This is a genomic window from Ruminococcus sp. 1001713B170207_170306_F1 (genome assembly GCF_015668065.1).
GTDB lineage: Bacteria > Bacillota > Clostridia > Lachnospirales > Lachnospiraceae > Blautia_A > Blautia_A faecis.
Genome location: NZ_JADPEX010000001.1, coordinates 289,344 through 312,648, shown reverse-complemented (window position 1 = coordinate 312,648; position 23,305 = coordinate 289,344). Strand labels below are relative to the sequence as shown.

The window sequence follows — 23,305 nt, the reverse complement described above, 5'->3', positions numbered from 1 at the left end:
CCGGCTTAAATGACAATGTAAAAGTTTAACAAGGATTCTTTGCACAAGTGTTGAATTTTCGGTTATTTCGGGCTATAATATATGAAGTTTTCTGCCGTGGTTTTACACTCTTTTGTAAGTGTAAAAAGAAAAATGTCTTTGCAGGGCAGCAGAAACAGAAATTTTTTTGAAGATAAAGACTTAAAAAAGAAAGGATTCATATATGGCAAAATATACACTTATGAAAACAGAAGGCCGTGCCAAGCGTGCCCAGTTTGAGACAGTACATGGAACTATCCAGACACCTGTGTTTATGAACGTGGGAACTGTTGGAGCCATCAAGGGTGCAGTATCCACCATGGATCTGAAGGATATCGGAACCCAGGTTGAGCTTTCCAATACCTATCATCTCCATGTAAGAACAGGAGACAAGCTGATCAAGGAATTTGGCGGACTTCACAAATTTATGGTCTGGGACAGACCGATTCTCACTGATTCCGGCGGCTTTCAGGTGTTTTCCCTGGCAGGACTTCGTAAGATCAAGGAAGAGGGGGTCTATTTCCAGTCCCACATTGACGGTCATAAGATTTTTATGGGACCAGAGGAGAGTATGCAGATCCAGTCTAATCTGGGTTCCACCATTGCCATGGCATTTGACGAATGTCCAAGCAGCGTGGCAAGCAGAGAATATGTACAGGCTTCTGTAGACCGCACTACCAGATGGCTGGAGCGCTGCAAGGCAGAGATGTCCAGACTGAACGGACTGCCGGATACAGTGAATAAAGAGCAGCTGCTTTTCGGAATCAATCAGGGAGCTATCTATGCAGATATCCGTATTGCGCATGCAGATACCATTTCCAAACTGGATCTGGACGGCTACGCAGTTGGCGGTCTTGCAGTTGGGGAAACTCATGAGCAGATGTATCATATTCTGGACGAAGTCGTGCCTCACCTTCCGCAGAACAAACCTACCTATCTGATGGGAGTAGGTACTCCTGCTAATATTCTGGAAGGAGTCGCAAGAGGAATCGACTTCTTTGACTGTGTATATCCAAGCCGTAACGGACGTCATGGACATGTTTACACCAATCGCGGCAAGCTGAATCTGTTTAATGCGAAATATGAATTGGATCCGTCCCCAATCGAAGAGGGATGTCAGTGTCCTGCCTGTCAGCATTACAGCAGAGCCTATATCCGCCACCTTCTGAAAGCGAAAGAAATGTTGGGAATGCGCCTTTGCGTGCTTCACAATCTTTACTTCTACAATCACCTGATGGAGGAAATCAGGGATGCACTGGATCAGGGCAATTTTGCAGAATATAAAGAAATGCGACTGGCTGGTTTTGAAGAGGGAAAAATTAACAGCAGATATAGTAAATGAAATTAATATAAAAAATCGGAAAAATACTTGAAGAATCAAATTATTTTGTGTATTATATACTATAATGCGCTGGTGAAAAAGACAGGGCGTGATAGTAAGATACAGGAGGAATAGCAAATGGACGCATCAAGCGGAATGAGTATGGGATTTACCATCGTATGGCTGGTTGTACTTTTCGGTATTATGTATTTTCTGATGATCAGACCTCAGAAGAAAGAGCAGAAGAGAGTACAGGCGATGCTCAGCGATATGGCTGTAGGTGACAGTATTGTAACTACAAGCGGCTTCTACGGTGTCATCATCGACATGACAGAAGAAGACGTGATCGTAGAGTTCGGTAACAATAAGAACTGCCGTATCCCTATGAGGAAACAGGCAATTGCCGAAGTTGAGAAAGCAGAGCAGGCTTCTGCATAATCAGATTCATCCGAATATGACAGAAACTAAGAACAGGCTTCATTCCATAAAGGGATGGGGCCTTTTTTCTTCCGTGAATGTTTTTTGAGAATGGGAAAAAAGGCAGTTTTTTGACAGTTTTTTACTTTAACATGTTGAAATATTAAAGAAAGTGCGTTATTATAATAACAATTATCCATTGGTGTCAGGCGAGAGGTGATTTTCCGCTGGCATTCAGAAACGAAGGAGAGGAAATTATTATGAATTACAACATTTCACTGATCCCCGGAGACGGAATCGGTCCGGAAATCGTTGCAGAAGCAAAAAAAGTTCTGGACAAAGTATGTGAGAAATATGGACATACTTTTTCTTATTCTGAAGTACTTTTAGGCGGAGCTTCCATTGATGTACATGGAGTACCGCTTACAGACGAGGCAATCGCTACAGCGAAAGCTTCTGATGCAGTTCTTATGGGCTCTATCGGTGGAGATGCCAAGACATCCCCATGGTATAAGCTGGAGCCATCCAAACGCCCGGAGGCAGGACTTCTTGCCATTCGTAAGGCACTGAATCTTTTTGCAAACCTTCGCCCTGCATATTTATACAACGAACTTCGTGCAGCATGCCCTCTTCGCGATGAGATCATTGGAGACGGATTTGACATGATCATCGTACGAGAGCTTACAGGCGGTCTTTATTTTGGCGAAAGAAAAACAGTAGAAGAGAACGGTGTAAAGAAAGCCATCGATACCCTTTCCTACAACGAAAACGAGATTCGCAGAATTGCCATCAAGGCATTTGACATTGCCATGAAACGCCGCAAAAAAGTAACAAGCGTTGACAAGGCAAATGTTCTGGATTCCTCCAGACTTTGGAGAAAAGTAGTAGAAGAGGTAGCGAAGGATTACCCGGAAGTTACTCTTGAGCATATGCTGGTTGACAACTGTGCAATGCAGCTGGTGAGAGATCCCAAGCAGTTTGATGTTATTCTCACTGAGAATATGTTCGGCGATATTCTTTCTGATGAGGCCAGCATGGTGACAGGATCTATCGGAATGCTTTCCTCTGCCAGCCTGAACGAGACAAAATTTGGTCTTTATGAGCCAAGCCATGGCTCTGCACCTGATATTGCAGGTCAGAATAAGGCCAACCCGATCGCAACCATCCTTTCCGCAGCCATGATGCTTCGTTTTTCCCTGGATCTGGATGAGGAAGCAAATGTAGTTGAGACTGCTGTACAGAAGGTTCTGACTGCCGGATACCGTACCGGTGACATTATGTCTGAGGGATGCACTCTGGTTGGAACGAAAGAGATGGGTGACCTGATCGCTAAGGAAATTTAGAATTCGAAATAAACAAAAAGCAAATGGATCATTTTTCCCGGCTATGAAGCAAAAAGGAGATACAAGTTATGAGAAGTGACGCAGTAAAAACAGGCACACAGCAGGCACCTCACCGTTCCCTGTTCAATGCCCTTGGAATGACAAAAGAAGAAATGGAGCGTCCATTAGTAGGAATCGTTTGTTCCTATAATGAGATCGTACCAGGCCACATGAACCTGGATAAAATCGCACAGGCCGTAAAGCTTGGCGTGGCAATGGCTGGAGGAACTCCGGTCATGTTCCCTGCAATCGCTGTCTGTGACGGTATTGCAATGGGACATATCGGTATGAAATATTCTCTTGTAACAAGAGACCTGATCGCAGATTCCACAGAGGCCATGGCATTGGCTCACCAGTTTGATGCTCTTGTTATGATCCCGAACTGTGACAAGAACGTACCGGGACTTCTGATGGCAGCAGCCAGAATCAACGTTCCTACCGTATTCGTAAGCGGAGGCCCGATGCTGGCTGGTCACTTAAACGGACACAAGACAAGTCTATCCAGCATGTTTGAGGCTGTTGGTGCTTACGCAGCAGGCAAGCTTACAGAGGAAGGCCTGATTGAGTGTGAGAACAAAACATGTCCGACCTGCGGTTCCTGTTCCGGTATGTACACTGCAAACAGTATGAACTGCCTTACTGAGGTTCTTGGTATGGGACTGAAAGGAAACGGAACCATCCCGGCTGTATATTCCGAGCGTATCCGTCTTGCAAAGCATGCAGGAATGCAGGTTATGGAAATGTACCGCCGCAACATCCGTCCAAGAGATATTATGACAAAAGAGGCACTTCTGAATGCCCTTACGGTAGATATGGCTCTTGGCTGTTCCACAAACAGTATGCTTCATCTTCCGGCAATTGCACATGAGATTGGCTGGGATTTCGATATCAGCTTTGCAAATGAAATCAGTGCAAAGACTCCGAATATCTGCCACCTTGCACCTGCAGGCCCTACCTACATGGAAGACCTGAACGAAGCAGGCGGCGTATACGCAGTTATGAACGAGCTGAATAAGAAGGGACTCCTTCACACAGAATGCATGACTGTAACCGGAAAAACAGTAGGCGAGAATATCAAGGACTGTGTAAACCTGAACCCGGAAGTAATCCGCCCGATCGACAATCCATACAGCACCACAGGCGGACTTGCTGTACTTCGGGGCAATCTTGCACCAGACGGAAGCGTTGTAAAACGTTCTGCAGTTGTTGCGGAGATGATGGTTCATGAAGGACCTGCAAGAGTTTTTGACTGCGAGGAAGACGCAATCGCAGCAATCAAAGGCGGCAAGATCGTAGAAGGTGACGTTGTTGTCATCCGTTATGAAGGACCGAAGGGTGGTCCTGGAATGAGAGAAATGCTGAATCCTACCTCTGCAATCGCAGGTATGGGACTTGGCTCTTCTGTAGCCCTTATTACAGATGGACGTTTCAGTGGTGCATCCAGAGGCGCTTCCATCGGACATGTTTCACCAGAGGCAGCAGTAGGCGGTCCCATCGCCCTTGTTGAGGAAGGGGATATCATCAGCATCAATATTCCGGAACTGAAGCTGGAACTGAAGGTTTCTGATGAAGAGCTTGCAGCAAGAAAAGCAAAATGGCAGCCGAGAGAGCCGAAGGTTACAACCGGATACCTGGCAAGATATGCAGCAATGGTTACTTCCGGAAACCGCGGTGCGATCCTCGAGGTTCCGAAAGCGAAATAATAAGATTCTTATCCGGACATGTGAATGGAATTATGGTTCATGAAAGCATGGTTCTTTCATAGCAAATGTCCGGGATTTTTACAGTATAATATACCAGGAGGAAATGAAATTGCAGCTTACAGGAGCGGAGATCATCATAGAATGTTTGCTGGAGCAAAGTGTGGATACTGTTTTCGGATATCCAGGCGGAGCTATTCTGAACGTTTATGACGCCCTTTACCGATACAGTGATAAAATTAAACATGTACTTACTTCCCATGAGCAGGGAGCTTCCCACACGGCAGACGGTTACGCCCGTGCGACAGGAAAGGTCGGCGTGTGTCTGGCAACTTCCGGCCCAGGTGCAACCAACCTGGTAACCGGAATTGCCACCGCGTGTATGGACTCTGTTCCTGTGGTAGCAATTACCTGTAATGTTGGAACTGCCCTTCTTGGAAAAGATTCCTTCCAGGAAGTTGATATCGCAGGCATTGTAATGCCTGTGACAAAACACAGCTATATTGTCAAAGATGTAACAAAACTTGCAGACACCATCCGCAAAGCTTTTATCATCGCCAAAAGCGGTCGTCCTGGTCCGGTACTCGTAGATGTGCCAAAGGACGTAACCGCAGCAAAATGTGAATATATCCGTCACACCATCACAGCCGTAGAGCCGAAGGTTGACACCATCCGTCCGAAGGATGTGGATACAGCAGCCCAGATGATCGCAGCAGCGAAAAAGCCATTTATTTTTGTTGGCGGCGGTGCTGTGATCGCAGATGCATCTGAAGAAGTCCGTGCACTTGCCCACAAGATCCAGGCTCCGGTCTGCGACAGCCTTATGGGAAAAGGGGCTTTTTCCGGAGAGGATGAGCTTTACACAGGTCCGGTTGGAATGCATGGAACCAAAACTTCCAACTACGCAATGTGCGAGTGTGACCTTCTGATCACTCTTGGTGCACGCTTCAGCGACCGTGTGACAGGAGATACAAAGACCTTCGCACCGAAGGCAAAGATCCTGCAGATTGATGTAGATGCAGCGGAAATCAACAAGAATATTGCAGTTGATGCCTCCGTGATCGGAGATCTGAGGGAAGTGCTGAAGCTTCTCCTTGAGAAAATCCCGGAGAAGCGCCATGATGAATGGGTACAGCATATTCAGGATATGAAAGCTAAGTATCCGCTGAATTACGATCATTCCCAGCTTACCGGACCCTACGTGATCCAGAAGCTTTATGAACTGACAGATGGAGATGCAATCGTTTCCACAGATGTAGGACAGCACCAGATGTGGGCTGCCCAGTATTTCAAATTTAAGGAGCCGAGAACCTTCCTGACATCAGGAGGGCTTGGCACCATGGGTTACGGCCTTGGCGCAGCAATCGGAGCAAAGATGGGCTGCCCGGACAAAACCGTGGTAAATATAGCAGGAGACGGCTGTTTCCGTATGAACATGAACGAGATCGCCACGGCAGTTCGCTGCGGCAAACCTCTTGTCCAGATTATTCTGAACAATCATGTTCTGGGAATGGTACGTCAGTGGCAGACTCTGTTCTATGAACAAAGATATTCTCAGACCATCTTAAATGATGGTGTGGACTTCGTGAAAGTTTCTGAAGCAATGGGAGCAAAAGCAATCCGTGTTACGAAGATGGAAGAAGTAGAGCCTGCACTTAAGATGGCGCTTTCATCAGAGGGTCCGGTAGTTCTCGATTGCTGGATCGACCAGGATTTAAGCGTATATCCTATGGTTCCTGCAGGAGCAAGTTTAGACGAGGTATTTGATGAGGAGGATGTGAAGAAATGAGCAGAGTGTACAATTTTTCCGCAGGACCGGCGGTCCTTCCAGAAGAGGTGTTGAAAGAAGTCGCAGATGAAATGATGGATTACAATGGTACCGGCATGTCCGTTATGGAAATGAGCCACAGAAGTGCTGCATTCCAGGAAATCATTGACACAGCTGAGAAGGATCTTCGTGAGCTGATGAATATTCCGGACAACTATAAGGTACTTTTCCTTCAGGGCGGCGCTTCCCAGCAGTTTGCCATGATCCCAATGAACCTTATGAAAAATAAGGTGGCTGACTACATTGTAACCGGTCAGTGGGCAAAGAAAGCATACCAGGAAGCACAGAAATACGGAAAAGCAAACAAGATTGCTTCTTCCGAGGATAAGACTTTCTCTTACATTCCGGATTGCAGCGATCTGCCGATCAGCCCGGATGCAGACTATGTTTATATCTGTGAGAACAACACCATTTATGGAACCAAGTTCAAAGAGCTTCCAAATACAAAGGGCAAAACACTTGTGGCAGATGTATCCTCCTGTTTCCTTTCCGAGCCGGTTGATGTAAGCAAATATGGTATTATCTATGGCGGCGTTCAGAAGAACATCGGACCTGCAGGTATGGTAATCGCCATTATCCGCGAGGATCTGATCACAGAAGATGTTCTTCCGGGAACACCTACCATGCTTACCTATAAGACACATGCAGACGCTGGTTCCCTTTATAATACACCGAATGCATATTGCATCTACGTATGCGGTAAAGTTTTCAAATGGCTGAAAAAAATGGGCGGTCTGGAAGAGATGAAGAAACGCAACGAGGAGAAAGCAAAGATCCTTTACGATTTCCTTGATTCCAGCAAGCTTTTCCATGGCACCGTTGTTCCGAAAGACCGTTCTCTTATGAATGTTCCTTTTGTAACAGGAGATAAAGAGATGGATGCGAAATTCGTTGCTGAGGCTGCCAAGGCAGGTCTTGTGAACCTGAAAGGCCACAGAACCGTTGGCGGTATGAGAGCAAGTATTTATAACGCAATGCCAAAGGCTGGTGTGGAAGCGCTGGTTGCATTCATGAAAAAGTTTGAGGAGGAAAATGCCTGATGTTTCAGTATCATTGTCTGAATCCTATTGCCCAGAAAGGCCTGGACATTTTTGATGATAATTATAAAAAAGCAGATACTCTGGATGACTGCCAGGCAGTTCTTGTAAGAAGTGCCAAGATGCATGACATGGAGTTGCCGGAGAGTGTTGCTGTGATCGCACGTGCCGGAGCCGGAGTCAATAACATTCCGGTGAAAGAGTGTGCAGAGAAAGGCATCGTCGTATTTAATACTCCTGGAGCCAATGCAAATGGTGTAAAGGAGCTGGTTCTTGCCGGTATGCTTCTTGCTTCCCGTGACATTGTGGGAGGTATTGAGTGGGTACAGAGAGAAAAAGACCAGGAAGATATTGATAAGCTTGCTGAGAAACAGAAGAAACAGTTTGCAGGCTGTGAGATCATGGGCAAAAAGCTTGGTATCATCGGTCTTGGTGCTATCGGAAGCATGGTGGCAAATGCAGCAGCTTCCCTTGGTATGGAGGTTTATGGATATGATCCATACATTTCCATCGATGCAGCATGGAACCTTTCCCGTACTATTAAGCACAGCAAGAGCCTAGATGAGATTTACAGCAAGTGTGATTATATTACTGTACATGTACCGCTTCTGGATTCCACAAAGAAGATGATCAACAAAGAAGCTTTCGAGAAGATGAAAGACGGTGTTGTACTTTTGAACTTTGCCCGTGACCTTCTGGTTGATGAGGATGCACTGATTGAGGCGCTGAACAGCGGCAAGGTGAAAAAGTATGTAACAGACTTTGCCAACCATACAGTTGCAGGTCATGAGGGCATTCTGGTAACTCCTCATCTTGGAGCATCCACAGAGGAATCTGAGGAGAACTGTGCAGTTATGGCTGTGAAGGAGGTTCGTGATTTCCTTGAGAATGGTAATATCAAAAACTCCGTAAACTTCCCGAACTGTGATATGGGTACCTGCGTAGCAGTTGGACGTATTGCCATTACACATAAGAACATTCCTAACATGATCAGCCAGCTGACCAAAATTCTTGGTGCTGAGGGCCTGAACATTGCAGATATGACAAACAAGAGTAAAGGTGAGTATGCGTATACTCTGATCGATCTGGAGAGTGCGGCTTCCGCAGAGGCACTGGATGCACTGAAGGCTATTGAGGGTGTTTCAAAGGTTCGCGTGGTGAAATAAATTCGAATATAGATAATTGACATTAAGACAACAGAATGTTAATATAAGTATAGAAAAAGAGTGTTGCCGATAGACGGTTAGCCCATATACTGGTTAGCAAAAATTGCCGCTTAGTTTACAGACAGGGCGGCTATTTTTGTGTATTATTTACATCTTTACCCAATGTGTATCCTATTGTAAAGCAGGTTAAGCCGAAGCTTACAACTGCTATAAAGTCAATAATACTCATTGGCCTAGCCCTCCTTTCCACTGAATTCCCTTTCAGGGTTTCTATGTAATCAGAGGGTCACAGTCCCTCTGTTGAAGGACTAACCGCCTACCGTTATGGCAACACCCATACGATGATTATAACAGTTATGATAGAAGAACACAACTGAGAAATTTAACAATAATATATAAAATATTCTAATAATAAAACAGGAACCACTAAATTTCAGATTAGCGATTCCTGTTTTTGCTTTAATTAAAAATTGCGATTCAAAGCTACATATTTATCTGCCGCTCTTTGCAATAAATTCCTTAACTTCTTCGCGAGTTGGCATGACACGGAGAGCACCCTTGCGGGTAGTAATAAGGGAAGCGCCTGCGTTAGCAAAGGTAAGCATTTCCATAAGATTCTCATCTGTAAGATCCTTAAGACCGTGCTCCAGAACATAGTTCAGGATGCTGGCACAGAAGGTGTCTCCGGCACCTGTGGTCTCAATGGTGTGCTCCTGAAGGAATGGAGCGCATTCTACGCGGCGTCCCTTGTAATAAGCACGGCTTCCGTCTTTACCCATGGTGATAAGAACCAGCGGAATGTGATATTTCTCTTCGATCAGTGCAGCACCCTTGTCATAGTCTGTAGTATCGAAAAGGAATTCCACTTCGTTGTCAGAAATCTTCAGAACGTCACATTTGGTAAGACCGTATTCAATCTCGACGCGGGCATCCTCAAGGGATTTCCAGAGTGGCGGGCGCAGATTGGGGTCAAAGGTGATGATACAGCCGGCTTCTTTTGCTACCTCAATGGCATGACGTGTAGCTTCACGTACGCCCTCATGGGTAGAAGAGAGAGTTCCGAAATGGAAAATGCGGGAATCGCGGATCAGGTCGTCTGGAACCTCATCCATAGTCAGCATCATGTCAGCACCTGGATTACGATAGAAAGAGAAGTCTCTGTCTCCATCCGGATAGGTGTGGACAAATGCCAGTGTGGTATGTACTTCTTCATCCATAATAAGAGCTCTTGTATCAATTCCAACTTCTTCAACAGCAGCCTTCAGCTGGTTTCCGAACATATCCTTTCCAACTTTTCCGATAAAAGCGGTCTTCTTGCCAAGGCGCTCAAGCATAGCCAGAACATTACATGGAGCTCCGCCCGGGTTCGCTTCCATGATCGGGTTGCCCTGCGCGCTGGTTCCATTCTCTGTGAAATCGATGAGAAGCTCGCCAAGTGAAGTTACGTCGTAGTTTCGATTACTCATTGAAAAATCCTCCTTAGGTGTTTTCAAAATCATATACCAATAATTTAACGCAGAGGGGTGTATTTGTCAAACAAATTTCTTTCTTTTTCCCGCTTAAAATGGTAAAATAGAAATATCAAAATTATGGTCGGATCGATGGGAAAAATATAACAATATTAACATATTTTCCGGAAATCCGACAGTCCGTGAAAATTGGCGGGGAAATGGAGAGACTTATGAGCAAAACAGTATATGATTATATGGACTGGCCAGAAATTGAAGCGGTTGTATACGGGGAAGAGACAGCGCCAAGAGATGTGATGGGACCGAGACTGACACCGGATGGTGTGCTGATACAGGGCTTTTTTCCGGAAGCCAGAGCTGCGGCAGTGGTTACAGGGCGCACGAAATATGAAATGGAGCTGGAGGACGAGGCTGGCTATTATGCAGTGCTGATCCCAGGCAGAAGAATTCCGGATTATGAATTTCAGGTAGAGTTTGAGAAGGAGACGAAGAACTTTAAGGATGCCTACGCATTTGGCGGACTTCTCACAGAAGAGGATGAAAGAGCCTTCCTTGGCGGCGTATATTATGAAGCCTATAAGAAAATGGGCGCACATCCCATGGTGATGAATGGGGTAGCAGGCACTCATTTCGCAGTGTGGGCACCCAATGCAGTTCGGGTAAGTGTGGTTGGCGAATTCAATAATTGGGATGGCAGAGCACTCCCCATGCACAAGATGCCCATGTCAGGCCTTTTTGAACTTTTTATCCCGGGAGTAAAGGCGGGAGATGCCTATCGTTATGAAATTAAGGCGAAAGGGGATGTGCTCCTTCAGAAGGCAGATCCTTATGGAAACAGAACCCAGCCTGCACCGTTGTGGAATTCTGTTGTGGCAGATGTTTCTGATTTTACATGGAACGACAGCAGCTGGATGGCTGAACGTAAGAAATACGACGACCGCAGGCAGCCGGTTTCCATTTATGAGACAAGTCTGGGACAGTGGAAATCAGGAAAAGAGCTGGTGGCTTTTGCGAAAGAAAAGGGATATACTCATGTGGAACTTCATCCGGTTATGGAATTTCTGGAGGATGGCTCAGACGGATACCCTACATCTGCATACTTTGCAGTCAGCACACGTTATGGCACACCAGCAGAATTTGCAGCGCTGGTAGATGAGCTTCATCAGGTGGGAATAGGCGTGATCCTTGACTGGTCACCGGCTCAGTTCCCGAGATACGCAGGCGGTCTGGAGAAATTTGACGGAACGCCCCTTTATGAAGTGAAAGACCCGGAAATGGCAGTCCACCCGATGTGGGGCACCATGCTTTATAATTATGACAGCCCTATGGTAATGGATTTCCTGATTTCCAATGCCTGTTTCTGGCTGGAGGTTTTCCATGTGGACGGTCTTCGTATGGATGATGTGGATGCCATGCTTTATCTGGATTATGGAAGAAAGGATGGATGGACGCCGAATATGTATGGCTCCAATGAGAATCTTCAAGCCATTGAATTTCTGAAGCATCTGAATTCTATTTTGAAGAAGCGTGATCCAGGGGCACTTCTGATCGCACAGGAGGATGGTCTGTGGCCAGAGCTGACTGACAGTGTGGAAAGTGATCACATTGGATTTGATTATAAGTGGAGTGGCGGATGGACAAGAGATTTCCTCTTTTATCTGTCTGTGGATCCGATTTTGCGGAAGAATTATCATGACCAGCTGACTTTGTCCACCTTATATGCATATTCTGAGCATTATATTCTGACTCTTGGAAACAGAGATGTGGGAAGCCTGAATGAGTTTATGGCGAAACTTCCGGGAGATGAGAAGCAGAAGCTGGCACAGGTGAGAGAGGCTTATTCTTATATGATGGTGCATCCTGGCTGTAAAATGATGGCACCGGGGACTGATATGCCGGAGGGACTTGCCAAATGCATTCAGGCGTTGAATACCCTTTATAAGAGTTCGCCTGCTCTTTATCAGATGGATGATGAGTATGACGGATTTGAGTGGGTTCAGCTGATGAAATACGAGGAGAATGTGATCACTTTCCTGCGTAAGACAGAGAAACCAGAGGAAACGCTGCTTGTAATCTGTAATTTCGCCGCAATACCCTACGAGAATTACCAGGTGGGCGTGCCTTTTGCAGGAAAATATAAAGAAATCTTTAATAGCGATGTAGTAGAATTCGGCGGAGAGGGTGTAGTGAATTCTCGTGTGAAGACAGCAAAAGCAGAAGAGTGCGATGAACGGGAGTATTCTATTAAGGTGAAGCTGCCGGCACTTGGTGTGAGCATTTACAGCTGCACTCCCGGGAAAGCCCCAGCCAGGAAGAAAGTGACCGCAGCGAAAACTGCGAAAGATAAGACTGCGAAAGATAAGACTGCAGGAAAACTGGTAAGGACTGTGAAGGCAAAAACTCCAGCAAAGAAGTCAGTAAAGGAAGAAAAAGCTACGAAAGTAGAAGAAGCTGTCAAGGCAGAGAAAAAGGCAGAAATAGTGAAGAAAAGAGCCACAGTAAAAAATGACAATAACAAAGCAGACAGAAATAGCAAATGAGAAATAAATAGCCAATAAGTAATAAAATAGCAAAAAAGACTGTATTTACATATCTGAATTTCAGATGTGAGGAATGCAGTCTTTTTGAATCTTTTTACAATAAGCAAGTAGCGAAGCAGATCAGAAATATCCGATTGATGCAAATAAAAAAAGCTGGAAATGAGACTCGAACTCACGACCCCTTCATTACGAGTGAAGTGCTCTACCGACTGAGCTATTCCAGCTTATGGAATGATAAGTGTATAAAAATTTATACACTTATCAGACACAAAAGATATTTTAAGTTATAAGCAGCCATTTGTCAAGAAAATCTTGGGTAAAAATTCTGATTTATCGTGGGTGAAAATTCTGATTATACGATTTTAAACCAGTCTTTTTCCTCAAACTCAACTACCGTACAGTCATTGGCATAAGTACATTCCGGTAAAATGATCATTGCATGAAGGACATCGTTGTTTACTGGCAGAGGACATAAATGCCAGATAGCGGCATTGATCTTTACCATACATCCTTTGGGAACAAGGAAGGCCTTTGTAAGTTCCGGGACTGGCGTACCGGCAGATGCAGGAGCAACATGAATGATCATATCATCATCCAGAGCTACAATGCCTTCCCAGGTGGTTGTGTGGTATTCTGCCATCTTAACGATTCGCTCATCTTTGCGTACGGCAATGGGAGAAAATCCCATACTTCCCATACAGGTACCTGAGATACGATCCGGATAAAATTTGTGGATTTCGCCCTGTAAAGGATAACCTTCCGGTTCAGTCATGGAACAGTAGGTGCCAAAGGGCGCAAAATCTGTTGGATTAATTTTTACAGCTGTAATTTCTTTCATGGTAAACCTCCTCAAATGTAGTAAAAACCCTTGAAGCTATTGTATCATGGTGTTGGAAAAAGCTCAATAAATATCTTTAAATGGATAGTGTGAATAAAGAAAGGCAGTTAATATTTTTAATAAAAGTTTTATAGATTTAAGAACGCAGTATGTGTTATTATAAAAATGTAGATAAAGTTCATAAAGAAAGGCTTGTGGTGAATGAAAGTACCAAACAAATTGTCAAAAATGCTTTCTACCGCAGGAGAAAAGGCAGCGTATGATAACGCATGTAAGAAATTATTGTCAAACAAGATTATTCTTGCATGGATTATGAAAAGCTGTCTGCAGGAGTACAGGGAGTGTGCAATACAGGAAATTGCAGAGAAATACATAGAAGGAGATTTGTATGTTTCTGAAATCCCAGTATATCCGGATGAAGAAACTCCCGAATTGATAAAAGGACTATCTACTGAAGATACGACCATAGCGGAAGGAACAGTAACCTATGATATTCGCTTTAGTGCATTGATACCAGGCACTGACAATCGATTGAGTCTGATCATTAATGTGGAACCTCAGAATAATTATTATCCTGGGTATCCCATCATTAAGCGTAGCATTTATTATTGTTGTAGGATGGTTTCTTCACAGTATGGAACGGTTTTTACAAACTCACATTACGAAAAGATAAAGAAGGTATATAACGTATTCATATGTATAAATCCTCCAAATTACCGAAAAAATACAATTAATCGGTATTCTCTAAAAGAGGAAAATATGATAGGAAATGTACATGAAAAAGAAGAAAATTACGATCTTCTGACAAATGTGATTATATGCCTTGGGGATGCATATGATAAAGAAGCGTCTGGCATCCTGCGAATGTTGGAAGTTTTACTTTCAGATAAACGGAATGCTTCAGAGAAAAGGATGATTTTGCAGGACGATTTTGGAATCCAAATGGAAATGGATTTAGAAAGTGAGGTAACAGATGTGGGACATGTTCTTGACGATGTAGCACAGAGAAATTATGAAAAAGGAGTTTGCGAGAGTTTGGTTTCTTCAATTAAAACTCTTACAGAAACAATGAACTGGTCTGTGGATCAGGCTATGGATGCACTTAAAATTTCTGAAGAAGATAAAGAAGAAATACGTAAAAAATATAATATTGGATAACATTTTGCAAGGGAGCAGAGCCAATTTGGTTCTGCTCCTGATCTGTTAAATGAAAATGAAAAAATATGTTATCAATGGGAAAATAACTGTTTTCAAATGATTCATTCTATGATAGAATACACCTTGATTGCAAACAAAGGAGATGAGGTACATGTCAGGTTATTCCGCCCCAGGCTTTTTAGAAAAGTTGTACCTTTTTTTGAAGAATTATATGGGAATACGGGTTACCGATATAGCAATATACAGTAATGGCGCTATATAAACATGCACCGTGTTTATATAGAGATTTTCTGAATGTATGGCTATAGGGGTATCCCGTATTTTTTTCGTACTTCACTTAACATTACAGCCGAGCGTGTTAAAAAAGGCTTTCTTCAAAATGCGTGTCACAATTTGTGGAAGTCTGCAGGAATAATTTTCAAACACGCTCCAGAAAGGAGGAGACAAATGTCTGACTCATTTCTTGAATTAAGAAATCTGAAAAAAAGTTTTACATCAGAAGAATATGTTCTACAGGGAATCAATCTGCAAATTGATCAGGGGGAATTCGTCACCTTGCTGGGTGCTTCCGGCTGCGGCAAGACGACCACTCTTCGCATCATCGCAGGACTTGAGCAGCCGGACAGCGGAAGTGTATGGCTGGAGGGGAAAGATGTGACGAATCTGGAGCCAAACCAGAGAGATGTGAACACGGTATTTCAGAATTATGCCCTTTTTCCCCATATGAACGTGGCGGATAACATCGGGTATGGTCTGAAAATACGAAAAGTACCAAAAGCGGATATAAAGAAAAAGGTTAAGGAAATGCTGGAGCTGGTTCAGCTGGAAGGCTTCGAGAAACGAAAACCTGCGGAGCTCTCCGGCGGACAGAAGCAGCGTGTAGCCATTGCAAGAGCATTGGCAAATAATCCACGTGTACTGCTTCTGGACGAGCCTCTCGGAGCTCTGGATCTGCAGCTTCGGCGGACGATGCAATTGGAACTGAAGCGACTGCAGAAGAAGCTTGGAATTACCTTTATCTATATCACCCACGACCAGGAAGAGGCCATTAATATGTCCGACCGGATCGTGGTAATGAATCAGGGGCAATTTGAGCAGATCGGCACTCCGGATGAGATTTACAACCATCCGAAGACAAGTTATGTGGCAACCTTTGTGGGAAATGCCAATATTTTAAAAGGAAAAGTTGTAGAAATAAATGGTTCTTATGCACAGGTTCAAATAGGTAATGACACTGTTTCCGTTTATACAGAAGAGATTGTAAAGGTGGGAGAGCAGCTTACCCTGGCTGTGAGAAGCGAAAATATTCTGCTGGATGAAGCTGAAATGGAAAATGTAGTTGAGCAAAATGAAGCTGAGGGAACTGGCAGACATCTTCACGCAACTGTGAAGGAGAAGAATTTCGCTGCAGGTCAGCTGCGAGTTCTGCTTGCTTTGTCTGACGGCACAGAACTCACAGCCAGCCGGTTTGGCATGAATGCAAACATTCAGCCAGGTCAGCAGATAAAATGGTATTTTGATCCGCGAAATGCAGTTGTAGTAAATCGGGAGTTTAAGACGAAAGAGCCTGCTGATATGTCAGGAGGAAATCAGTGATGGGCGGTCTCAGTAACAGCCGTGGCAACAGCCGGAAATCTGCACCTGTAAAGAACAGCCACGGCAACAGCCAGGAATCTGCACCTGCAAAGAATATCCGCGGCAATAGCAAGAGCGCTGCATTCACCAGGCACACCCGTGCCACCATCTGGATGATCCTGCCATTATATATTTTCACTTTGATCTTCGTGGCATGCCCTCTTATCTATATGGTAGCTTTAAGCTTTGCCACCCCGGGAGAAGTCCACGGCGTGCAGTGGATCTTTACCCTGGATAATTACCGGAAGCTCCTGGAACCAGTGTATCTGGACACCTTTGTCCAGTCCTTCCAGCTGGCCATTACAAGTACTGTTTTTATCACCCTGATCGGGTATCCCTTTGGCTATTTTATGGCGAAATTACCAGCAGGCGGTAAAAAGAAATCTATGCTTCTTCTTATGCTTCCCTTCTGGGTAAATTCCCTGATCAGACTTTACGGCTGGATCATCATCCTTCAGAAAAAAGGCGTTCTGAATTTTGTGCTGAAAAAGCTTGGCCTGATCGAGAAGCCGCTGAAAATCATGTACAGCTACCCGGCAATCGTCATTGGTATGATATATGTGTTATTGCCATTTATGATTCTGTCAGTATATTCCAGTGCGGAAAAACTGGACTGGTCACTGGTAGAAGCCGCTCGTGATCTGGGGGCAGGTAAGGTGAAGGCCTTCTGGACAGTCAGCTTTAAGCTGACCCTGCCAGGACTTTTGTCCGGCGTAATCCTAACCTTTATTCCATCTATGGGACTGTTTTTCATAGCGGATATCCTGGGCGGAAACAAAGTTGTGCTGGTGGGAAGTCTGATCCAGGATCAGATGACCCGGGGAAATAACTGGCCCTTTGCGGCTGCACTGGCGGTGATCATGATGATCCTTACCACTTTGATGATCCTTCTATACCGTAAGGTTACCAATGCGAAAGAAGTGGAGGGGCTGGGATGATAAAAACACAAAATAATGAAATAGAAGTGCTGGATCCGAAAATGCAAGGTGAAGACGCCGAGGCTAAAAACGGTACATTAGTTAAAAAGTTTGGAAAGAAGAGAAATACAGGCTCTGGCATGAAACGGAGCACCCGCTTTGAGAAGATATACCTTGGTATCATTTTCTTCTTAATGTACCTCCCAGTAGCCGTAGTCATCATTTTCTCCTTCAACGAATCCAAGCTTCCCGTACGTCTCACCGGATTTTCCCTCCAGTGGTACGAGAAATTATTCGCAGACAGCGCCATGATGGAAGCCCTGGTAAACAGCCTGATCCTGGGCGTGGCAAGCTGTGTAGTTTCTGCTGTCATCGGAACGCTGGGGGCGGTAGGTCTGTCACGGATTCACTGGAAAACAAAAGGCGCATTGGAGTACATTTCTATTTTGCCCCTTATGATACCGGAAATTATTCTGGGTATGGTGCTGATGGCATTTTTCTATATGCTGAATCTGCCCTTCGGAATGCTTACCCTGCTGATCGGACATACGGTGTTTTGCGTTCCCTATATATTGATGGAAGTAAAAGCAAGGCTGGTGGGCCTGGATCCTTCCCTTGAGGAAGCTGCCCGGGATCTTGGAGCTACTTCCATGAGAGCCTTTCTCGACGTTACGCTGCCACTGATCATGCCAGCTGTTGCGTCCGGCTCATTGCTTGCCTTTGCCATGTCCATGGATGACGTGGTAATCAGTATTTTTATTAACGGTCCGAGATTGTCTACCTTGCCAATTAAGGTGTACACTCAGATCAAAACCGGTGTCACGCCGGAAATCAATGCCCTGTGTACGATTATGCTGGCTTTTACAGTGGTGATCCTTCTTGTTTACTCTCTTATAAAGAAGTTAAAGAGGAAGTATAAGTAGTCTGCTCACAGGAATCAGCGAAGAAAATCACCTGATAAAAGCCGGTTTTTTCACGGCATGAGGAAATATATGGATATTTCCACTTAGGGACGGAAAGGAGCACACGAATGAACAAACTCATAGAGTTGAAAAACCTCACAAAAAATTTTGATGACCAGCAGGTTCTCCGCGGAATCAATCTGGACATCTATGAGAACGAGTTTCTCACCCTTCTGGGACCAAGTGGCTGTGGAAAGACCACAACCCTTCGTATTATTGCAGGCTTCGAGGAGCCAAGCGGCGGCGAAGTATTGTTTAACGGAATTGAGATTTCCAAGTTGCCTCCATATAAGAGAGAGGTAAATACCGTTTTCCAGAAATATGCCCTTTTTCCCCATCTGAATGTGGCAGAGAACATTGGATTCGGTCTGAATCTGAAAAAAGTGGACAAGGACGTGATCGCCCAGAAAGTCACCAAAATGCTGAAAATGGTAGGTCTGGAGGGTTTCGAAAAAAGAGATGTCACCCTGCTCTCCGGCGGACAGCAGCAGCGAGTTGCCATTGCCCGTGCGCTGGTAAATGAGCCGAAAATCCTTCTTCTTGACGAGCCTCTTGGCGCCCTGGATGCGAAAATACGAAAACAGATGCAGATTGAGCTGAAAAAAATCCAACGGGAGGTTGGAATTACCTTCATTTACGTTACGCATGACCAGGAGGAAGCCCTTTCCATGTCTGATACTGTGGTCGTTATGAATAACGGTGAAATTCAGCAGATCGGTTCTCCAACCGATATTTACAACGAGCCCGAAAACCGTTTCGTAGCAGGCTTCATTGGAGAGTCCAATATTATAGAAGGAATTATGATCAGAGATTATCTGGTTCAGTTCGACGGATTTGAATTCGAATGTGTGGACAAAGGCTTTGAGGATAATGAAGAAATCGAGGTTGTGCTTCGTCCTGAGGACCTTGACATTGTGGAACCATCTCAGGCGAAAATCAGCGGTGTTGTCCGAAACGTCACCTTCAAAGGCGTTCATTACGAAATTCTCGTAGAAACAGAACTGCGCACCTATAAAGTTCAGACCACCGATTATGCGGAAGTGGGCCGCCAGGTAGGACTGAAATTCGGACCGGAAGACATTCACGTCATGTACAGAATGGGAGCTTATTGATGAAACAGTTTAAGCGCCTGATTATTCCTTACTTTATCTGGGCAATTGTTATCCTTGTGATCCCACTGTTTCTCATTGCCCTGTATGCGTTCACCACAGAAGGAAATGAAGTAATGACACTTTCCTTCACCTGGGGAAATTTTGCCAAATTCCTGGAAACTACCTACCTGAATGTGATCCTGAAATCCTTCTGGCTGGGACTTCTCACCACCTTTATCTGTCTGGTGCTTGGCTATCCCCTTGCCCTGATCATTGCGAGGTGCTCTGAGAAAATCCAGGGACTTCTCATTATGCTGGTAACCATTCCAATGTGGATCAACATGCTTCTTCGTACCTATGCGTGGATGAATCTTCTTGCAGATAACGGAATCATCAATAACCTTCTGGCAAAAATCGGACTGGGACCTATCAGCATGATGTATACGGATTTTTCCGTAATGGTAGGCCTGATCTGCAACTTTATGCCCTTTATGATCATTCCTATCCATACATCCTTAAATAAAATGGACAAATCCCTGATCGAGGCAGCCTACGATCTGGGAGCCAACCGTTTCCAGACCTTCTGGAAGGTAATCTGGAAGCTGTCCCTGCCAGGGGTGGTAAATGGTATTATGATGGTTTTCCTTCTTGCCATTTCCTCCTTCGTTATCCCGAAGCTTCTGGGCGGCGGACAGTATATGCTCATCGGTAACCTGATCGAGTCCCAGTTTATCTCAGTTGGAGACTGGAATTTCGGAAGTGCCATTTCCATGATTCTGGCGGTGATCATTTTGATCTCCATGAGTCTGATGAAGCGGATGGACAAGGAAAAAGGAGAATAGGAGGATAGCATGCAGAAAAAAACAAGCTTTTTTCAGAGATTTTATGTGGCCATCTGTCTGGTATTCTTTTACCTGCCAATCCTGGTGACCATGATTTTTTCCTTTAATTCCTCCAAATCCCTGACCAGGTTTACGGGATTCTCCGTGAGATGGTATACAGAGCTGCTGCACAATACAGAAGTCAGCAAAGCGGTTTACGTGTCTGTGACCATCGCCATCCTGGCAACTGTGATCTCCACAGTGCTGGGAACCATCACTGCAATTGGTCTTTCCAAGTCCAGGAAGGTGTTAAAGGAAACACTTTTAAATATCAACAACCTGCCCATTTTGAACCCGGATATTGTTACCGCAATCGGACTGATGCTTCTGTTTTCTTCACTGGGCTTCCGGAAAGGGTACTTTACCATGCTGCTGGCGCACATTTCCTTTTGTACGCCATATGTGATCACCAGTGTTTATCCCAAGGTGCGAAGCCTTGACCCGAACCTGGCAAATGCAGCCATGGATCTTGGAGCAACCCCGTTCCAGGCGTTGACCAAGGTAATCGTGCCCATGATTAAGGATGGTATTTTCGCCGGTGCGCTGCTGGCATTTACCATGTCCTTTGACGATTTCGTAATTTCGTACTTTGTATCCGGAAACGGTGTAAAGAATATTTCCATTGTGGTCTATAATATGACCAAGCGAATCAACCCTACCATCAACGCCCTGTCTACAATTGTAATCCTGGTCATTGTGCTTGTCATGGTTTTTGCCAACGTGCTTCCGAAGATCCTGGAAAAGCATGCCAGCAAGCATGCGAAAAAGATTCAGCGCGTAATCGCCCTTCTGCTGGTTTTTGCCCTTGGCTTCGGACTGATCAAGTGCGGAGGCAGTGCAGCGGAGAACCATGTCCTGAAGGTTTATAATGCAGGAGAATATATGGATCTGGATCTTCTGACACAGTTTGAGCAGGAATATAATTGTACAGTAGTTTACGAAACCTTCGAATCCAACGAAATGATGTACACCAAGCTTTCCGGCGGTGAGTCCTATGACGTGCTGATCCCTTCGGATTACATGATCGAGCGTCTGATTAAAGAGGATTACTTACAGTATATTGACTGGGATCTGATCCCGAATAAGGGCAGCCTGATGGATGAGGTCATGAATAAAAGCTATGATCCGGGAAATCGTTATTCCTGCCCATATTTCTGGGGAACGGTTGGTATTCTTTATGATACGACTGTGGTTGATCCGGCAGATCTTCAGGAGGGTTGGGATCTTCTCAGGGATACCAAATATAAAGGAAATATTTACATGTATGATTCTGAGCGGGATTCCTTTATGATAGCACTGAAGGCTCTTGGATATTCCATGAATACTACAGATGAGAATCAGATTCAGGAAGCTTACCAGTGGCTGGTTGACCAGAGAAATACCATGGGTCCGATTTACGCCGGTGATGACGTCATTGACAATATGATTTCCGGAAACAAGGCTATGGCAGTTGTTTATTCCGGAGATGCTTCTTATATTATAAGCGAAAATCCGAATATGGATTACTTCACACCGAGCCAGGGAACCAATAACTGGTATGATGCAATGGTTATCACAAGGGACTGCAGTGAGACAGAGCTTGCCCATCAGTTTATTAATTTTATGCTAAATGAAGAATCTGCTCTTTCCAATACGGAAGAAGTAGGTTATACTTCTCCTGTAAAGAGTGTTTACGAAACTATGATCACCGGAGAGTATGAGGGCGTTTCCTCCTACATCCCGGATTTTGAAAATCCAAACAGCGAGATCTTCCGTTATCAGGAACCGAAAATCAAGCAGAAATATGCGGAGCTGTGGACGAAGATCAAGGCAGAGTAAACATGGAAATTTATAAAAACGGAAACGTGGCTGGCAGAAGCCGGCTGTGTTTTTGAAGAAGAGGAGAATGATTATGAAGAAAAAGGTATTTGCGGTAATTCTTGCTGCAGCAGCAATCTGTGGCAGTCTGTCACCTGTATACGCAGCTGACTCCGAGCTGGTCCTTTATACCTGGGAAGGAATGTTCCCGCAGGAGGTTCTGGACGGATTTGAGGAAGAAACCGGCTGTAAGATCGTATATTCCAACTTTGACACTGACGAGACCATGCTGGAGAAGGTTTCCATGGCAAAAGGCGGAGACTATGATGTGGTAATCGCAGATGACTACATTCTCGAGAAAATCGTGGAAGAGGGTCTTGCCACCAAGCTTGACAAAGACAAAATCTCCAATTGGGGAAACATCAATCCTCTTTATCAGGGACAGTTTTATGATGAGAAGGACGAGTACACCGTACCATATGGTGCAGGTATTCCGCTGATCGTATACGATCCGGAGGAGGTTGATCTTGACATTAAGGGCTATTCTGATCTGTGGGATCCGTCTCTGGAGGACAGCATAGCGCTGATTGGCAACTACCGTGTGATCAACGGCATTACTCTTCTCACCATGGGTAAGAGTATGAATGAAGAAGATGTGGATGCCATTGCAGAAGCTGGTGAAAAGCTGGTAGAGCTGGCACCCAATGTGCGTATGATCCAGGATGACAACACCCAGAATGCACTGCTGAACGGAGAGGCTTCTGTAGCGTTCCTTTACACCTCCCAGGTAACTGCAGCTCTGGCAGAGAACCCGGATCTGAAAGTGGTTTATCCGGAGGAAGGTCTTGGCTTCGGTGTTATGGGAATGTTTATTCCAAGCGAGGCTCCCAATGCAGATGCAGCTTACCAGTTTGTAGATTACATTTTAAGACCGGAGGTTGCTGCACAGTGCTTCAATTATATCGGTTACTACTGCACCAACAAGGCAGCAGACGAGCTGGTAGACGAGAGCCTGGTGGTTCCGGACAGTGTAACAAGCGGTGAGAGTATTAAGAATGTAAGTCAGGAAGCTGAGGAACAGTATAATAAGAACTGGACTGAGTTTAAGGCTGCCTGCGATTAATTGAATTAATTCAGTAAAAGGATAA

General features: G+C 44.8%; 18 protein-coding genes and 1 tRNA gene. 16 read left to right on the top strand and 3 right to left on the bottom strand.

Translation table 11 applies throughout. The features are described 5' to 3' along the window. Nucleotides 1-202 precede the first annotated feature (202 nt). The 7 genes from tgt to I4V84_RS01350 all read left to right on the top strand — a co-directional run bounded on the left by tgt (nt 203) and on the right by I4V84_RS01350 (nt 8,869). Nucleotides 203-1,360: a tRNA guanosine(34) transglycosylase Tgt gene (tgt, locus tag I4V84_RS01380; RefSeq protein ID WP_173717455.1), complete on the top strand. Its 1,158-nt coding sequence runs from the start codon at nt 203-205 to the stop codon at nt 1,358-1,360. A gap of 117 nt (nt 1,361-1,477) precedes the next feature. Then, nucleotides 1,478-1,777: a preprotein translocase subunit YajC gene (yajC, locus tag I4V84_RS01375; protein ID WP_118584184.1), complete on the top strand. Its 300-nt coding sequence runs from the start codon at nt 1,478-1,480 to the stop codon at nt 1,775-1,777. Between the two features lie 239 nt (nt 1,778-2,016). Next, complete coding sequence (gene leuB, locus I4V84_RS01370; protein ID WP_195991081.1) at nt 2,017-3,099, top strand: 3-isopropylmalate dehydrogenase; 1,083 nt, start codon at nt 2,017-2,019, stop codon at nt 3,097-3,099. 68 nt (nt 3,100-3,167) lie between these two features. Then, nucleotides 3,168-4,841 carry a dihydroxy-acid dehydratase gene (gene ilvD / locus I4V84_RS01365; protein WP_195991080.1) on the top strand — a complete coding sequence of 558 codons (1,674 nt, stop codon included), beginning with the start codon at nt 3,168-3,170 and terminating at the stop codon, nt 4,839-4,841. 103 nt (nt 4,842-4,944) lie between these two features. Continuing rightward, nucleotides 4,945-6,627: a biosynthetic-type acetolactate synthase large subunit gene (gene ilvB / locus I4V84_RS01360; RefSeq protein ID WP_195991079.1), complete on the top strand. Its 1,683-nt coding sequence runs from the start codon at nt 4,945-4,947 to the stop codon at nt 6,625-6,627. Continuing rightward, complete coding sequence (gene serC / locus I4V84_RS01355) at nt 6,624-7,706, top strand: 3-phosphoserine/phosphohydroxythreonine transaminase (protein ID WP_148461832.1); 1,083 nt, start codon at nt 6,624-6,626, stop codon at nt 7,704-7,706. Before ilvB ends, serC begins: the two co-directional genes overlap by 4 nt. Next, nucleotides 7,706-8,869 (top strand): phosphoglycerate dehydrogenase, encoded by a 1,164-nt coding sequence (locus tag I4V84_RS01350; RefSeq protein ID WP_118584301.1) that lies wholly within the window; start codon nt 7,706-7,708, stop codon nt 8,867-8,869. Before serC ends, I4V84_RS01350 begins: the two co-directional genes overlap by 1 nt. Before the next feature lie 491 nt (nt 8,870-9,360). On the opposite strand, the gene I4V84_RS01345 is transcribed toward I4V84_RS01350, so the two are convergent. Continuing rightward, nucleotides 9,361-10,335, bottom strand: a complete 975-nt coding sequence (locus I4V84_RS01345; protein WP_195991078.1) for a carbohydrate kinase — start codon at nt 10,333-10,335, stop codon at nt 9,361-9,363. A gap of 215 nt (nt 10,336-10,550) precedes the next feature. Between I4V84_RS01345 and glgB the strand changes: the two genes are divergently transcribed. Continuing rightward, on the top strand, nt 10,551-12,878 hold the full coding sequence (glgB, locus tag I4V84_RS01340) for a 1,4-alpha-glucan branching enzyme (RefSeq protein ID WP_195991077.1): 2,328 nt from the start codon (nt 10,551-10,553) through the stop codon (nt 12,876-12,878). A gap of 151 nt (nt 12,879-13,029) precedes the next feature. On the opposite strand, the gene I4V84_RS01335 is transcribed toward glgB, so the two are convergent. After that, nucleotides 13,030-13,102 (bottom strand) — tRNA-Thr (locus I4V84_RS01335). A 128-nt stretch (nt 13,103-13,230) separates the two neighbouring features. Beyond that, the gene (locus tag I4V84_RS01330) at nt 13,231-13,716 is read right to left on the bottom strand and encodes an ureidoglycolate lyase (protein ID WP_118578965.1); all 486 of its coding nucleotides are present in this window, start codon (nt 13,714-13,716) and stop codon (nt 13,231-13,233) included. Nucleotides 13,717-13,917: 201 nt separating this feature from the next. Between I4V84_RS01330 and I4V84_RS01325 the strand changes: the two genes are divergently transcribed. From I4V84_RS01325 to I4V84_RS01290, 8 genes are all read left to right on the top strand, one after another. Further along, nucleotides 13,918-14,874, top strand: coding sequence for a hypothetical protein (locus tag I4V84_RS01325; protein WP_173718979.1), 957 nt, complete (start codon nt 13,918-13,920; stop codon nt 14,872-14,874). A 447-nt stretch (nt 14,875-15,321) separates the two neighbouring features. Then, on the top strand, nt 15,322-16,470 hold the full coding sequence (locus I4V84_RS01320; protein WP_118578959.1) for an ABC transporter ATP-binding protein: 1,149 nt from the start codon (nt 15,322-15,324) through the stop codon (nt 16,468-16,470). Then, nucleotides 16,470-17,447, top strand: coding sequence for an ABC transporter permease (locus I4V84_RS01315; RefSeq protein ID WP_330634127.1), 978 nt, complete (start codon nt 16,470-16,472; stop codon nt 17,445-17,447). The genes I4V84_RS01320 and I4V84_RS01315 overlap by 1 nt, the downstream gene beginning before the upstream one ends. After that, nucleotides 17,444-18,349 (top strand): ABC transporter permease, encoded by a 906-nt coding sequence (locus I4V84_RS01310; RefSeq protein ID WP_330634128.1) that lies wholly within the window; start codon nt 17,444-17,446, stop codon nt 18,347-18,349. The genes I4V84_RS01315 and I4V84_RS01310 overlap by 4 nt, the downstream gene beginning before the upstream one ends. Before the next feature lie 107 nt (nt 18,350-18,456). Beyond that, nucleotides 18,457-19,500 (top strand): spermidine/putrescine ABC transporter ATP-binding protein, encoded by a 1,044-nt coding sequence (gene potA / locus I4V84_RS01305; protein WP_118578956.1) that lies wholly within the window; start codon nt 18,457-18,459, stop codon nt 19,498-19,500. Next, nucleotides 19,500-20,321: an ABC transporter permease gene (locus I4V84_RS01300; protein WP_118578953.1), complete on the top strand. Its 822-nt coding sequence runs from the start codon at nt 19,500-19,502 to the stop codon at nt 20,319-20,321. The genes potA and I4V84_RS01300 overlap by 1 nt, the downstream gene beginning before the upstream one ends. Nucleotides 20,322-20,330: 9 nt before the next feature. Beyond that, nucleotides 20,331-22,178, top strand: a complete 1,848-nt coding sequence (locus I4V84_RS01295) for an extracellular solute-binding protein (RefSeq protein ID WP_195991076.1) — start codon at nt 20,331-20,333, stop codon at nt 22,176-22,178. 73 nt (nt 22,179-22,251) lie between these two features. Then, nucleotides 22,252-23,280, top strand: coding sequence for a spermidine/putrescine ABC transporter substrate-binding protein (locus tag I4V84_RS01290; protein ID WP_173716826.1), 1,029 nt, complete (start codon nt 22,252-22,254; stop codon nt 23,278-23,280). The last annotated feature ends 25 nt before the right edge of the window (nt 23,281-23,305 follow it).

What these genes read in the sequence shown, in the direction of transcription:
- tgt (WP_173717455.1), top strand. Translation starts at nt 203, where the DNA reads ATGGCAAAATATACACTTATGAAAACAGAAGGCCGTGCCAAGCGTGCC.
- yajC (WP_118584184.1), top strand. Translation starts at nt 1,478, where the DNA reads ATGGACGCATCAAGCGGAATGAGTATGGGATTTACCATCGTATGGCTG.
- leuB (WP_195991081.1), top strand. Translation starts at nt 2,017, where the DNA reads ATGAATTACAACATTTCACTGATCCCCGGAGACGGAATCGGTCCGGAA.
- ilvD (WP_195991080.1), top strand. Translation starts at nt 3,168, where the DNA reads ATGAGAAGTGACGCAGTAAAAACAGGCACACAGCAGGCACCTCACCGT.
- ilvB (WP_195991079.1), top strand. Translation starts at nt 4,945, where the DNA reads ATGAAATTGCAGCTTACAGGAGCGGAGATCATCATAGAATGTTTGCTG.
- serC (WP_148461832.1), top strand. Translation starts at nt 6,624, where the DNA reads ATGAGCAGAGTGTACAATTTTTCCGCAGGACCGGCGGTCCTTCCAGAA.
- I4V84_RS01350 (WP_118584301.1), top strand. Translation starts at nt 7,706, where the DNA reads ATGTTTCAGTATCATTGTCTGAATCCTATTGCCCAGAAAGGCCTGGAC.
- I4V84_RS01345 (WP_195991078.1), bottom strand. Translation starts at nt 10,335, where the DNA reads ATGAGTAATCGAAACTACGACGTAACTTCACTTGGCGAGCTTCTCATC.
- glgB (WP_195991077.1), top strand. Translation starts at nt 10,551, where the DNA reads ATGAGCAAAACAGTATATGATTATATGGACTGGCCAGAAATTGAAGCG.
- I4V84_RS01330 (WP_118578965.1), bottom strand. Translation starts at nt 13,716, where the DNA reads ATGAAAGAAATTACAGCTGTAAAAATTAATCCAACAGATTTTGCGCCC.
- I4V84_RS01325 (WP_173718979.1), top strand. Translation starts at nt 13,918, where the DNA reads ATGAAAGTACCAAACAAATTGTCAAAAATGCTTTCTACCGCAGGAGAA.
- I4V84_RS01320 (WP_118578959.1), top strand. Translation starts at nt 15,322, where the DNA reads ATGTCTGACTCATTTCTTGAATTAAGAAATCTGAAAAAAAGTTTTACA.
- I4V84_RS01315 (WP_330634127.1), top strand. Translation starts at nt 16,470, where the DNA reads ATGGGCGGTCTCAGTAACAGCCGTGGCAACAGCCGGAAATCTGCACCT.
- I4V84_RS01310 (WP_330634128.1), top strand. Translation starts at nt 17,444, where the DNA reads ATGATAAAAACACAAAATAATGAAATAGAAGTGCTGGATCCGAAAATG.
- potA (WP_118578956.1), top strand. Translation starts at nt 18,457, where the DNA reads ATGAACAAACTCATAGAGTTGAAAAACCTCACAAAAAATTTTGATGAC.
- I4V84_RS01300 (WP_118578953.1), top strand. Translation starts at nt 19,500, where the DNA reads ATGAAACAGTTTAAGCGCCTGATTATTCCTTACTTTATCTGGGCAATT.
- I4V84_RS01295 (WP_195991076.1), top strand. Translation starts at nt 20,331, where the DNA reads ATGCAGAAAAAAACAAGCTTTTTTCAGAGATTTTATGTGGCCATCTGT.
- I4V84_RS01290 (WP_173716826.1), top strand. Translation starts at nt 22,252, where the DNA reads ATGAAGAAAAAGGTATTTGCGGTAATTCTTGCTGCAGCAGCAATCTGT.